The following is a 12979-nucleotide window of genomic DNA, read 5'->3' on the forward strand; positions in this document are numbered from 1 at the left end:
AATCGTCATCAGGCCATTCGCTCACAGTAGTGCTTCAGGCCCCGCAGCCTGGCTACAACAGCCCTGCGAAAATACAGTGTCGCGAGGTACTCGGAAACCGGCGGCAAAGCCCAGGCTTTGGTTTTGATCGCATAGCGGAAAGTGGCTTGAGTAGAACTGGCATCAATGGGCTTGAAAACCCAACTGCCCGCGAAACTCTTGATAAAGACCGGCCCCTTGGTCATCACAATGGCCGCCCTGACAGGCGGCGCCAACTGGACAAACTCAACGTCCATCCGCAAGCCGGATTTGGCTATTACACGGGTTCTGACCCCAACCGCCAACTCGGTTGCGCCATCCAGCAGCTCGATTTTCTCAGGGAATGGATCCCACTCATAGCGCACTGCATAGTCTTGTGATGCGGAGTACACAACGGCCTGGGGTGCATTAATGGTAAGTTTGTGCTGGACTATGGCCATGACAGCATCTGTTTCTGCGTCAGTGTACCGGCCTTAAGCTGCGGGCGTTCGGTGCAACCCCAGCTTGGCATCAAGCAGCTATTGCGCATTGACGGTGCGGCCATTTGCCAACTCGTTTGCATCCGGCACCTCGTATCGCGGCTCCATAAACTCGAACATGAAGTCGGTCACCTCAAAGGCGTAAACGTTGGGGTCCTTTTCGGCATTTCGTTTTTCTACACGCTGTTTACGCACCGCTGTCGGCGCATTCAGATAGTGAACTTCGGCCTGCACTCCCAACGTCTTTGCCAACTCAGAGAAACGTGCCCTCTGTTCCTTGGTGGTGAACCCCAGGTCCAGAACCACATTGCCGTTCAACTGCAGAATCTGCTCGCAAACCTGCCAGATTTGTATGTAACAGCGATTCACCCGCTCGATCATCCAAGCGTAGTCGAGGGAGGTCATGTCCTTGGAAAACAGATTCTGCATCCAAGGATCGATAGAAAAGCGCACTGCGCCAATCTCCTTGGAGAAAGACAGGGAGTACGTGGTTTTTCCGACACCGGTAGGGCCGGTAACGATGATTAGCCTAGCCATAGCTTACGAGCCTCTGCTAATGCATAGCGCAATGCGCGCGGGTAATTTATCTCACAGAGTGTGCAAGATAGCCCTTCAAAACCGAGAGCCTGTTCTTTTGGATCGTCACTCAGCTTGTCTCACCTGATAGTGCCTTTGCACATTCGCCGCGACCCTGCCCCATTCGGACGAGCTGACACTGATAATTGGGGCCAATGTGGATTAACACACCGTGAAGAAAGTCATTCTTCCTGGATTATGAAAGATATCTTCACTGATCCGGATGGCTTGCTCAAAAACCTCAGGGCTTTTCTACCGCCTCAACGCCCCAACATAACCACGTCGGCCCCTGGCACTAAGCGCGCCGCTTGCGAGCCAGAAACCGACGAAGCAGGAACACAAGCCCTGCAACGACAAAGGACACCACGCATAGAACGCCCAAGGCCAGCGGGGCGGATTCATGGGTAACTACTACACCATCGAAGTACCGGCCCTCGCTGTTGTACGGGAGCCGCGCCAGACGAACACACAAGACGCCGAACAACACCCCGGCAGCAAAAGCTAACGCCAGAACGCCATTAACCAGCAGGGAAAGAATGTTCATTTCTTTCAGGCCCAACGTAGAGCTTTGCGGCAATTTTGTAGCCGTGAAGCGATGGAGAAATTGTCCGGCAAGAGCGATTTGTTAAATGGCATCACGCGGCCAAGCTCAGCATTTTCCTAGATATAGTGCGAGCCTTAAGAATCAAGATTGCTGAAACAAGCAACTCCACTATCGTCGAAAGCATATTCGCTTTGTTTTCTTGGCTAAGATTCAGCGGCGCAAAAGCACCCTGACTACGCTCCGACATTTGCCAAAGGGTAGCCCAATATACGGCGTCGATTATTGCGAAATAGAGGTAATAGGTAGCTACAGCCAGTAACAAAACAGTCAGGCAGGACGGCGCATTCATTGGCTCGACCGGCTGGTCTATTTCTGGCTTCAAGATGGTTTTTGCCACCTTCATGGGGAAATACCACAAGAAAATTGCTACGAGAATCGGGATCACCACTGAAGAAATAGCAAAGGCCATAGACACGGTTAAGCCGCTTAGCTGCCCGGTCATAAGCCCTAACAAGAAAGAGGATTGTCGAAGAGCGAACAGAATCAACAGAACGGAAAAAATTCGAACGAGGATTGCGAGGTAGTGCGTAGGCTTCATGCCTTATGTCCTTTTAACGAGGCTGTAGAAAAACTCCCGAGCCTCTTTCAATTGGTGCGCCTACGCGAAATTTCAGAAGTTTTCCGATGACGAACGCTTCAGATTTCGAAAATAGGCGCTATTTTTAGTTCGTTTTTTGACCAAAATTGACCAGTATAAAACCGTCGACCTTTTTCTACAGCCTCAACGCTAGGTTCAGCGGTGAGCGAAGCGAATCCGCTGCAACCTATTGTTAGTTTTTTCAGTGAATATTAAGGAATTCTCGGTATGCGATGTGGACTGACCAAGTGATTTTATCATCCATATTCTCATTACTTCGAAATAAGTCGGGGTCATCTGTAAAATGGGTGAAGTTTTTACCGTTATCGTGAATCCTAGAAATCAGCCCAATCTTATACGAGAACTCCCCTAAATCATTCGGAGATACATACACCTTTCCATCAATGTCGGCAATAGAATCTACAGACCGCCCCCTTATGAAATCTGTATCAAACATTTCAGCAAGCGTTGAGCAGGTATATGTCTTACTATTCGCTCGAAAAGAGTCTATAAGCTTATCAAGCTCAGGAAATTGGTGCTGATGTTCTTTTATCAGGTCATTTTTACGGTTTTTACCGTATTTCTCTAAAATTTGATTTATATAATCTAAATCGATTTTTTTGTTGTACGGACTGTTCTTCTTAGTCTGAATTGCGGCCATTCTGCAAAGCTGTCCCATCCACCGTGGTCGCTTGTTTGAGAATGAGTAAATAGCATCAAAAATTGAAGCTTGATCATCATTTTTCCACCTAATTGGCGTGTTGAATGCAAGCCCAAAGATCTGATTGTAGTCTCTACTTATTTTTAACTGTGATTCTTTAGACTCAGGGTGCTTTCTTTGAACATATGCCAAAATTCGGTTTGCGAGCATGTCTCGAAGTTGCTTTTTCGTCCAAAATATTTCAACTACATACTGCTCCCACTTATCAAGATCCTCTAAGTGCCTTAGATTTGCCCATACATCTGATCGAACACTGGCTCTAATATTCAAATTATTCATATCAAATGATAGTGATCTTATGGCGCTAAAAAAGGAGCCAACTCTAGCTTGATACTCTTCTGTGTCTTTGTACTTTGCATCAATATCATCAATCAGTATCCAGACGCTAGATGCCTGATGTGTATCCTGATAGTTTTGCAATAGACTCTGTAAATTTTCGGGAAACGACCTTTTAAGCTCAGCATTAACTAAAGGTAGTTTTCCTTTAACCCTGGAAATCAATCCACCAATAATGTTTTTGCTTTTCATTCCTTCTAATTCGGAGATTTCTACCATTGAAATTTCATCACTAGTGAGCGCAAAACCAATAGACTTTCCAATCTCCAGAATAATTTTTTTACATATGATCTGCTTCCAGTAATTCTCTAAGTATGCTTGGTCCTGATCTTGAAAATCTCCAAGGCCTAATAATGAATTTCCAGTAACTCGAATAATTAGCGCGCCGTCATCTTCTTTAAGGTTATAGGCCATTCGAGAAATCATTGCAGATTTACCCATACCTTTTCTTGCACTCACTACGTTTAGCCGAACAGATCGATCAAAGAAATCTTCAAAATCTGGGTTATCTATGTAGTAAGAGTTCAGCACTTCAATATTTTCATCTTCGCCAGCATCATTTCCAAATAGGTCTTTGTCTTTTATATCTATATGAATCATGGTTTATTACTCAGAATACGGATGTAAAACTAACGCCTCAAACACCGGCGCAGCTTCGCTGCGTCCGAGTGCTTTGATTTGTTAGGCATTTCTCTAGAATATTCAAAGTTTGCTTTACATTTAGCTGAGCCTCGTGAATCCACCCACCATCACGACTCAAATATTCATCAAACCTTCTGAGCAATGCAACTAGCTCATCGATATTGTCTAACCCAACCGTTACTTTATCAGCAGCGTTCTTGATCTTTCTAGTCGATAACGCCCCTTTCGGAGGAATCTCGACTTCCAAAAAGTGGTAGCCATTCACAAGTTCAATTGCGGATAAAACCGCAACATCTATTAGGTGTTGAGGATCAGCGGCCACGCCGATTTTGCCACGAAATATCGAAGCTATTCGTGGTTGTAGGTATTCAATATATGAAACATGCTGGCTAGAATCATTTTGGTGTGGAGGTGCACCGCTTCCATCATTATATGGAAGAGATCGAAAGTAAGCTTCCGTAACCAATGACAAGGCCATCAAGCACTCCTCATCTAAAAACAACTGATGCTGATATATCAATCCTTCAAATTCTCTACGCCCGCTTGAAGGAACAGGTTCATATAAGCCTTCATCAGGATCGTAGTGAGCCGCCCACTCTGTATTGATTTGGGCTATTTTTGTTATTAGCGCTGCGAATGCATTTCGTTGATGATCAAAAAACAGAGAGGTGCGAAGTTGTGAAACCTGATTTTCGTGCTTAATTCCTTCGATCTTAGAATTCAATTCAGTCTTATAGCTTTCTAATTTTTCAGCATATTCATGCTGAATAGATTGTTTCAATCTCTCTGAAATCCATCCTTTGGCAAGCCAGACTAAAGTTGCTCCACTAATTCCGCCAGACAATATGCTGAGTAGATATTCCATTCTCTCTCCTGATGCCTAACAGCTAAGTGGAACGCTGGCTTTATGATTACATATCAGTGACTTCCGCATATCAACACTCCTCGCCGCCGGCATCCAATAAAAAATAGATTTAAATTCATGTAGTTGAACGCCATACCCCAACCCCAGACGTATTCGCGTGACTTCCACATTTCGTGAATCCAATCAACCTGTATGGCATGCCAGTCAACATATTCAAGCGGGCAAGCCGACACCCGCCAGCGCTTAAAGCCAGGCAGGATAAGTATTTTTTGATTGCGGACTGGAAACGGATTAAACCATAAACAGCGCACGCGCGAAGAAGCATCAGACCCGTTAAGGCTGAAGCTGTGCTTTGGCAATTAAGTATTGAGGTAGTGTTGCGCGCCATCCTTGGGCTCCTGCTTAGTGGCTTACTGCCGTGAAGCCAAAATAGCGCTATGACGATGTGCGGTAAAGCAAATCTTCATAGCGCAACATCTCTCGCCCTACTCCGCCTTCCAACTTACCGGATACAGCATCTCTTCCCGATAACCGCTGAGCACCCGCCGCAGGCCGGTGAGTTGCTGGTCCAGCTCGGCGTCGCCGCTATCAACCAGGAAGGGTCGGCCATTCAGGGTGGTGAGTTTGGTTTTGGTCGCGACAACCATGAGGTTATCGAGCCCTACAGCGCGGACGATGCGGGGGGAGAGTTGTTGGTTGCCACGGCCAAGGATGTGGCCCTGGCCGCCGATGGCGGTGACCAGTATGCGCCAGTCGCCGCCTTGCTCCAGCAGCGTCCAGAGTTGCTGTTCTGTGGCGTCCTGCAGGATGAGTTCACCGTGGCGCAGTACGTCTACGCCCAGCAGTGTGCCGTGCAGGCCCATGGCTTCGAGCAGGCCGAGGTTGGTGGAACCGGGGCCGAGTATCCAGCCGGTCTCTTCATCCTGTTCTTCCTGCAGCCAGGCGGCGATGTCGTCCAGCACCAGGGTTTCGACTTCTCTTCCGCCCTGCTTCACCTGCTGCACAAAGCGGCCTTCTTCGGGCACCGAGAGTTCGCCGTAATGGCGGGTTTTGACCTGGCCCTGGCGGAAGGCGGTTTCGTCGATGTCACGCACGTCGGCTTCTCTCAGGCGTACCAGATCGCCCTTGACTAGCAGTGCGACCAGTTCACCGGCGGCGCGCGGATTGACGGCGTAGACGCCGGAGTGGATTTTTACCCCGGCGGGAATGCCCAGCACCAGTTGGTTGGCGCGTATCTGGTTACAGATGTTGCGGGCGGTGCCGTCGCCGCCGGCGAACAGCAGCAGGTCTACGCCGGTTTGTTGCAGGGCGGCGGCGCAGCGTTCGGTGTCTTCGGCGCTGGTCTGGTTGGCATCGCCCAGCTCGCCAATCACCTCGTGATCAAAGCCCAGCTCAGTGAGCAGGTCACTGCCCATGGGACCGGGAGCGGCAAAGATCTGCAGCTGTTCGCGCAGGGGTAACAGCTGTTCCAGCGCGATGGCGACGCGGCGCTGTGCCTGTGGCAGCACGCCTTGCGCCAGCGCCTGCTCGGCAACGCCATCGGAGCCCTTGAGGGCAGCCTGCCCGCCCACGCCGGCCAGTGGGTTGATGATGAGCCCGAGTCTAAAAGCTGCCTGCATTACGTTTGTCCGTTCCTGTTTGTTGCGGGTGGGTTGTCACAAAGTCGTCACGCGGTTGCCATATCCTGCCCTCAGCTGGTCAGCGGGAGGGTTGGCCAGCGCTCAGCGAGACGATTCAGCGACACCACACTGGGAGAAAACCATGAGTGTACATGCCTTGCAGACTTGCCGTGACAGTGCCGAAATCCTGATTCACCCCGCGTCCTGCTCGGGCGGTTATCTGGTCGATGAGAGCGGCCGAGAAATTGCCATTACCGAGCAAATGATTCAACACGCCTGCAATGAACTGGAGCGCCAGTGGGTACCCGCTCCTAGCCGCACGGGTAACTGAAACCCGCTGCGGTCCAAGCGGCCGGCGGCGTTTTGTCGCCAAGCCAGTCCAGTTGCAGATGTGAGCACTCCCGGCGTAGCGGGTAGTGCTTGCGCAGCAGATCAAAAGCCTGCGGGATCTGCTCTTGCTGTGCCCCCTGCATCGCCGCGCGAAAACGCGCATCATCGTCCCTTACGTCATAAACCAGCCGTAGCGCGCGCGCCAGCGCCCAATCTGCTGGTGTCTGTTCGTCCACCGCCAAATGCGCCAGGCCCGATGTCGGTGCCAGGTCGCTCAGCTTCAGCGCGGCTGATTGCTGAAAGTGCGCGCAAAACGCCTGATAAATCTGTTCGGTACCGCGCAATTTGCCGTCCAGGCTGTAACCGGCGATATGTGGCGTGGCCAGGGCGCACAGCTGCGCCAGCGCCAGATCGACCTGCGGTTCCTGCTCCCACACGTCCAATGCCACCTGCAGGTCTGGCCGTTGCGGCAGCAAGCTGGCCAGCGCCTGATTGTCGACCACAGGGCCACGGCTGCTGTTGATCAGCCAGGTGCCTGGGGCTAGCTTGGCCAATCGTTCGGCATTCAAAAGGTGCTGCGTGGCGTGCGGGCCTTGCTTGTTGAGCGGTACATGGCAAGTGATGACACCGGCTTGCGCCAGCAGCGCATCCAGGCTTACAAAGCCGCTCTCGCCACGCTGGGCGCGCGGCGGGTCGCACAGCAGGCAGTCAACGCCCAGGGCGGTCAGCGTAGCGGCCAGGCGGCCACCCACCTCACCGACCCCGATGATGCCAACGCGGCGCGTACTCCATGCCGCGCCGGTGCGTTCAGCCAGGGTGAGCAGGCAGCTGAGGACATACTCCACCACCCCGCGTGCGTTGCACCCGGGCGCGCTGACCACCTGAATACCGGCGGCGACCAGGCCTGCCAAATCCAGGTGATCCGTGCCAATGGTGCAGGTGCCGACAAACCGCACCGGCGTGCCCGCCAACAGCGCGGCATCCACCTTGGTAACGGAACGCACCAGCAGGGCATCGGCCTGCATAAGGTGTTCACGCCGAATTTCGCGGCCGGGATAGGTGACAATCTCGCCCTGGTCGGCAAAAAAGGCGTTTAACAGAGGGATATTTTCGTCGGCGACAATACGCATACAGCGGCTTCCGAGTACAGGGTGTGGGGGCATTGTCAGCGGTGCCCGGCGGGCTGTCCAGCCGCTGCGCTGCCGGCAGTAAAGAAACTGCAAGAATGAGCTTGCACCTATTCCGCGCCGCTGCTTTACTGAACGCAACAAGTCCGAATGTGACTTGATGGTCAAAACATTATTCTAAGCGTTTCCCGAGGGGTAACTACCTCTCTTTGCAGGACCTGCCTGAGTCAAAGAGCAATTCGCGCAATGCCCACTGCGCTGGCCCTGAGACTGTCCTCTCCACCCTGTCGCCATAACCACAAGCAAAGTTGTCTGCACCGGACGATGCCTTGGCGCGTTTAGTTTCTTTGCGGCTTTTTGCCAATCACTGCCCTGTATGACGTGGCTCTTTGCCGCGTCCAGCCAAGACCGGAGACAGGGAATATGAAGCCAGAACACGAAGTGGTAGAAACACTGGGGCTATTTCGCATTCAAACGCATTACTATGCCAGCCCGGCGCCGCAGGGGACCATTATTCTGGTCAACGGCTCACTGGCGACCATGGCGGCCTTTGCCCAGACCGTGCGTTTTCTCCAGCCACATTTCAATGTTGTGCTATTTGATGAGCCCTACTCTGGCGAGTCCAAGCGCTACAACGCCAACCAGCGCCCGATCACCAAGGAGCAGGAAGCAGGTATTCTGCTGGAGTTGATCGCGCACTTTCAGGCCGACCACATGTTGTCCTTCTCATGGGGCGGCGCTTCTGCCTTGTTGGCATTGGCGCAGCGCCCACCGAGTATTCGCAAGGCGGTGGTGATGGCCTTCTCGCCGCTGATCAACAGCGCCATGCGCGACTATCTGGAGAACGGCATTGATCTGCTGCTTAACTGCGAGCGACGCAAGCTGGGCATGCTGCTGAATGACACCATCGGCGAACACCTGCCGTCGCTGGTGAAGCGTTACAACTTCCGCCACATCATCAGCCTGGATGAGCACGAGTACCAACAGATGGCCTTCCATGTGAGCCAGGTACTGACCCAGGATACCCGCTGCTACCTGACCGGCAGTGCCAATATCGATGTGCCGCTGCTGTTTATCAATGGCGATCTGGACCGTTACACCAGCCCGCAGGACGCGCGCCATTTCAGCCGCCATATGCGTGATTGCTCCTACGCCACGGTGACCGGCGCCGGACATTTTCTGGATATGGAAAACAAGGAGGCCTGGCAGCAGACCCGCGATGCGGTGCTCGGCTTTATTGCCGACAGCCTACCACAGCAAGGTCAGGCGCAGCTGACCGTGGCGCCGCGACAGGTAGTGGGGCTCAAGCAGAATCAGCTGGGCCTGGTCTGAAGCTCTGAACTCTCTGGGTCTGCGCCGGGCAACGGCGTTCGGCCAGACTCAGGAAAGCTGTCTGCACTCAGGGTCGCGCCCGGCCGGTAGAACGCCAGCAAGGCCTCGACAAAACGCGCCGGGCGCTCCTTCAGCCCGGCCTCCAGATAGCTCAGTACCTGTGCGCGTACCTTGGCGCGGAAGGGCTCGGGATCGGTCGCCTCTCCGCTGAGGTTGTCCGTGCTCACATCAAAGCGGTGGCCGGCGGCAACGCAGAACAGCCACTCCAACGCCTGCGGCTTGACCTCTACCTGCTCGAACGCCTGCTGCTGGCCGGCCGTTCGCCCATCTGGCGCATACCAGTAACCAAAATCCGGCAACAACCGCCGTTCGGCGCCAGCCACGCACCAGTGCGCCACTTCATGCAGTGCGCTACGAAAATAATCGCGGGTGAAGTGAATGCGATGACTGGGCGACACTACGTCCGCGGGCAGGTATTCCGGCTCGGCAAAACCGCCACGCAGGCGGGTATTGAAGTCACCGGCAAAACAGCGGTCAAACAGGGTTACAAGGTCATCGCAATGGTGCTGCATCGGCTGGTAGACAATATCTGGCAAGTTGATAGGATGAAGCGCTTTTTTCAAGGCACACTCGGTAATGAGCAGCAGACCTACTCGCTTCAACGGGCCGCGCATTGTAGCAGAACTGCGCGCGCTGATTATTCTGGTTCTGCCGATCGTCGCGGCGCAGCTGTCGCACACCCTGCTAGGCTTTGTCGATACCGCCATGGCCGGCCGCGTCAGCGCCGAAGCCCTCGCCGCGGTGGCACTGGGCAACTCGTTCTGGATCCCTACCCTGTTGTTTCTCACCGGCGTGATGATGATCGTCACCTCCAAAGTGGCCGCCTGCAATGGGGCTAATCGCCTGGCCGAAACCGGCCCGCTGGTGCGTCAGGGCGCCTGGCTGGGCTTGTTCATTGGCTTGCTGTGCATGCTGTTTCTCAATCTGACGCGCCCGATACTCGTCTGGATGCAGATCGGCGAATCGCTGATCCCGGTTACCCTGGATTACCTGCTGGCGATTTCGCTCGGCTTTCCGGCGGTGGGCATCATGCTTGCCCTGCGCGGTTTGTCCGACGGCCTGTCGCGCACTAAACCGGCGATGCTGGTGGGCTTTATTGGCTTGCTTATCAACATTCCTGCCAACTACGTGCTGGTTTACGGCAAGCTCGGCTTTCCGGCCATGGGTGCGGTCGGCTGCGGTGTGGCTACCGCACTGGTGATGTGGTCGATGCTGGCCTGCCTGTTGATCTACCTGAAACGTTCGCCGCTGTACCGCGAGTGCGGCCTGTTCGCGCGTTTCGACTGGCCGGTGGCACGCACCCAGGGCGAACTCTTTGGTCTGGGTTTTCCGATCGGCATCGCGCTGTTTGCCGAGACCAGCATGTTCTGCGTGATTGCCCTGTTGATCGGCGGCATGGGCGCCGTGGTGGTCGCCAGCCATCAGGTAGCCATCAACTTTTCCTCGCTGGCCTTCATGGTGCCCTTTAGCCTGGGCCTGGCGATTACCGTGCGTGTGGGCCACAACCTGGGCCGGGCTGGCGCCCGCGCGGCGCTGTTTTCCGCCAAGGTGGGTACGGTCGTGGCGCTGGGCGCTGCCGCCGTCGCGGCTGCCGGCATGTACTTTTTTGCCGGGCAGATTCCGCGCCTGTATACCCAGGATGCACAGGTAATCGAACTGGCTGCCAGCCTGTTCGTACTAGCCGCGCTGTATCAATTTTCCGATGCCATTCAGGTGGCATGCGCCGGCGCCCTGCGTGGCTTTCAGGACACCCGGCTGCCGATGCTGCTGACCATGATCGCCTACTGGCTGATCGGCCTGCCGGCGGGATATCTGCTGGGCATCAGCGACCTGCTTGGTCCGCCACGCGGGCCGGCCGGGTTCTGGATGGGGCTGATCGTAGGCCTGAGCAGCGCTGCGCTGTTTCTGGGCATTCGGCTGTCGATAGTCGGGAAACGCGAAAAGCTGCGTCCGCCGGCACCTCCCAGCGGCGCGCCGTTCAGCGCAACACACTGATCCGGCTCCAGCCGCAGGCGTGGCATACTGCGGCCATGAGCACCCTTCTGCGGATTATTCCCATCGCCCTGCTGCTGACGCTGTGCGGCTGCCAACGCCCACCCGAGGCGCAGCGGCAGATGGCCAACTACCTTGATCGGGTCAGCCGGGTGCTGCAACAGGACTGGCAGCCCTTCCAACCCGAGAGCCTGTCTGCCTACCGATTCGGGCCACGCCGCGAGCGCGTGCTCAGCATTGCGCCGCTGCGTATCAGCCTGCTTGATCTGATCGTCGATACCAATGACTGCCGTGAGCTGCAACAACGCATCAGCGAGCGCAACACGGTGCTGGGTAAGGTCATGCCCTGGAGTCATCGGCTCGCCTATGACGGCGAGCTGCTGCGCGCACTGCAGCACTGCACGGCGCTGCTGGCCGAGCGGGATGATAAGCAAGCGCTGCAAGAGCAGCTGTCCGCCATCGCCGCCAGCAAAACCAGCAGCCTACCCGCCACCTTCTGGAATGCACTGAACAGCAGCGAGGAGTTTGAGCAATACCTGCGCTTCGCCGACCAGCCCCTACCGGTAAGCAGCCAACCGCTCACCGATCAGGCCGCAATTGAGGCACTGCGCGAACTGGCCAACGTGGGCGCGGAGTTGCCGCACAGGCTGCCACCCGAGCGCGCCTCACTGGACGCGCTATTGCGCACCCTGCAACTCAGCCAGCATGGCGGCCAGTTGATCACCAGCCTGGCGCAAACGACCCATGGCCTGCAGCAGGCAACACAAATGCTGCAGGCCACTGAGGCGCGCCTGCTATGCCCGATGCAGGCGCCTTCTGAACGCTCGAAAATTCTGCTGAATGTGTTTGTGCTTTTTTACGCTGGCGAGATTCAACCCTACCTCGCGCAGCTACAGCGGCTGGGGCAACCCTGGGCCGCCGCCATCGGCGAGTTGCGCGCCCTGCCGGGGATACCAGCGGCCACCGCACAGGCGCTGGACCGGCTGGCGGGCACGGAAGCTTCCCTGTGGGAGCGTTACCAGGCGGCCGTGGCGGCGCACACCCAGGCTTGGCAGGATCTGTTGGGAGCTTGTCAGTCGCGGCCGGGGCAAAGCGGATGGCAGGGCCGCACAGAACAGTAACGGCTACTGCTACTGCTATTGCCACGGGCCACGAACGGAGCAGCTGGTGGCGGCAAAAAACAGACAAAAAAAAAGCCGGCATAAATGCCGGCTTTGTAAAATGGTGGAGCTAAGCGGGATCGAACCGCTGACCTCCTGCATGCCATGCAGGCGCTCTCCCAGCTGAGCTATAGCCCCAGGTCTTGCGACCCTGACACACTCTCGCGTGTCGGTAAAAATGGCGTCCCCTAGGGGACTCGAACCCCTGTTACCGCCGTGAAAGGGCGGTGTCCTAGGCCACTAGACGAAGGGGACGCAAACCCTTCTCTAAACAGGCTGGAATCTGTTTAGCAGTGATAAAACAGGCCGACGCGAACGTCGACCAAAAAACTTGGTGGAGCTAAGCGGGATCGAACCGCTGACCTCCTGCATGCCATGCAGGCGCTCTCCCAGCTGAGCTATAGCCCCGTCGCTATGACGGGGCGCATATTAAGTACGACGCCCCGCCCTGTCAACAGAATTTTACGTAAAACAGCGACTTAACTCAGCGGCAAGCTTCAAGCGGCAAGCCACACGTTGATTGATGCGGCGGCGGTTGGCG

Annotated in this window: 13 protein-coding genes and 3 tRNA genes; 4 read left to right on the plus strand and 12 right to left on the minus strand. The window is 55.2% G+C overall.

All coding sequences use genetic code 11. The features are described 5' to 3' along the window. Positions 1-8 precede the first annotated feature (8 nt). The 7 genes from BLU26_RS04590 to BLU26_RS04620 form a co-directional block, all read right to left on the minus strand. Positions 9-458, minus strand: coding sequence for an SRPBCC family protein (locus BLU26_RS04590; protein WP_092284281.1), 450 nt, complete (start codon positions 456-458; stop codon positions 9-11). Positions 459-536: 78 nt separating this feature from the next. Beyond that, positions 537-1034, minus strand: coding sequence for an AAA family ATPase (locus BLU26_RS04595; RefSeq protein ID WP_092284283.1), 498 nt, complete (start codon positions 1032-1034; stop codon positions 537-539). A gap of 334 nt (positions 1035-1368) precedes the next feature. Then, entirely contained in the window at positions 1369-1632 is a 264-nt protein-coding gene (locus tag BLU26_RS04600) for a hypothetical protein (protein WP_157719301.1), read from the minus strand. 76 nt (positions 1633-1708) lie between these two features. Continuing rightward, the gene (locus BLU26_RS04605; RefSeq protein WP_092284287.1) at positions 1709-2215 is read right to left on the minus strand and encodes a hypothetical protein; all 507 of its coding nucleotides are present in this window, start codon (positions 2213-2215) and stop codon (positions 1709-1711) included. A 241-nt stretch (positions 2216-2456) separates the two neighbouring features. Beyond that, positions 2457-3911 carry a P-loop ATPase, Sll1717 family gene (locus tag BLU26_RS04610; protein ID WP_092284289.1) on the minus strand — a complete coding sequence of 485 codons (1455 nt, stop codon included), beginning with the start codon at positions 3909-3911 and terminating at the stop codon, positions 2457-2459. Positions 3912-3948: 37 nt separating this feature from the next. After that, on the minus strand, positions 3949-4818 hold the full coding sequence (locus BLU26_RS04615) for a hypothetical protein (RefSeq protein WP_092284291.1): 870 nt from the start codon (positions 4816-4818) through the stop codon (positions 3949-3951). A gap of 485 nt (positions 4819-5303) precedes the next feature. After that, positions 5304-6437, minus strand: a complete 1134-nt coding sequence (locus BLU26_RS04620) for an ATP-NAD kinase family protein (protein WP_092284293.1) — start codon at positions 6435-6437, stop codon at positions 5304-5306. A gap of 142 nt (positions 6438-6579) precedes the next feature. On the opposite strand from BLU26_RS04620, the gene BLU26_RS04625 reads away from it, so the two are divergent. After that, positions 6580-6768: a PA1571 family protein gene (locus BLU26_RS04625; protein ID WP_092284295.1), complete on the plus strand. Its 189-nt coding sequence runs from the start codon at positions 6580-6582 to the stop codon at positions 6766-6768. On the opposite strand, the gene pdxB is transcribed toward BLU26_RS04625, so the two are convergent. Further along, the gene (pdxB, locus tag BLU26_RS04630) at positions 6749-7897 is read right to left on the minus strand and encodes a 4-phosphoerythronate dehydrogenase PdxB (protein ID WP_092284297.1); all 1149 of its coding nucleotides are present in this window, start codon (positions 7895-7897) and stop codon (positions 6749-6751) included. The genes BLU26_RS04625 and pdxB overlap by 20 nt on opposite strands. A 420-nt stretch (positions 7898-8317) precedes the next feature. Between pdxB and BLU26_RS04635 the strand changes: the two genes are divergently transcribed. Beyond that, positions 8318-9226: an alpha/beta fold hydrolase gene (locus BLU26_RS04635; RefSeq protein WP_092284299.1), complete on the plus strand. Its 909-nt coding sequence runs from the start codon at positions 8318-8320 to the stop codon at positions 9224-9226. Here BLU26_RS04635 and BLU26_RS04640 read toward each other — a convergent pair. Then, the gene (locus tag BLU26_RS04640; protein WP_269433963.1) at positions 9208-9849 is read right to left on the minus strand and encodes an elongation factor P hydroxylase; all 642 of its coding nucleotides are present in this window, start codon (positions 9847-9849) and stop codon (positions 9208-9210) included. The genes BLU26_RS04635 and BLU26_RS04640 overlap by 19 nt on opposite strands. A gap of 13 nt (positions 9850-9862) precedes the next feature. On the opposite strand from BLU26_RS04640, the gene BLU26_RS04645 reads away from it, so the two are divergent. Continuing rightward, positions 9863-11281, plus strand: a complete 1419-nt coding sequence (locus BLU26_RS04645) for an MATE family efflux transporter (protein WP_092284301.1) — start codon at positions 9863-9865, stop codon at positions 11279-11281. A gap of 35 nt (positions 11282-11316) precedes the next feature. Further along, entirely contained in the window at positions 11317-12399 is a 1083-nt protein-coding gene (locus BLU26_RS04650; RefSeq protein ID WP_092284303.1) for a DUF3080 family protein, read from the plus strand. Between the two features lie 101 nt (positions 12400-12500). Here the strand turns inward: BLU26_RS04650 and BLU26_RS04655 are convergent. The 3 genes from BLU26_RS04655 to BLU26_RS04665 all read right to left on the minus strand — a co-directional run bounded on the left by BLU26_RS04655 (position 12501) and on the right by BLU26_RS04665 (position 12846). After that, a tRNA-Ala gene (locus BLU26_RS04655) sits at positions 12501-12576 on the minus strand. 41 nt (positions 12577-12617) lie between these two features. Then, a tRNA-Glu gene (locus BLU26_RS04660) sits at positions 12618-12693 on the minus strand. A gap of 77 nt (positions 12694-12770) precedes the next feature. Further along, positions 12771-12846: transfer RNA gene (locus BLU26_RS04665), tRNA-Ala, on the minus strand. Positions 12847-12979 lie beyond the last annotated feature (133 nt).

This window comes from Halopseudomonas sabulinigri (genome assembly GCF_900105255.1).
In the GTDB taxonomy this organism is placed as follows: Bacteria; Pseudomonadota; Gammaproteobacteria; order Pseudomonadales; family Pseudomonadaceae; genus Halopseudomonas; species Halopseudomonas sabulinigri.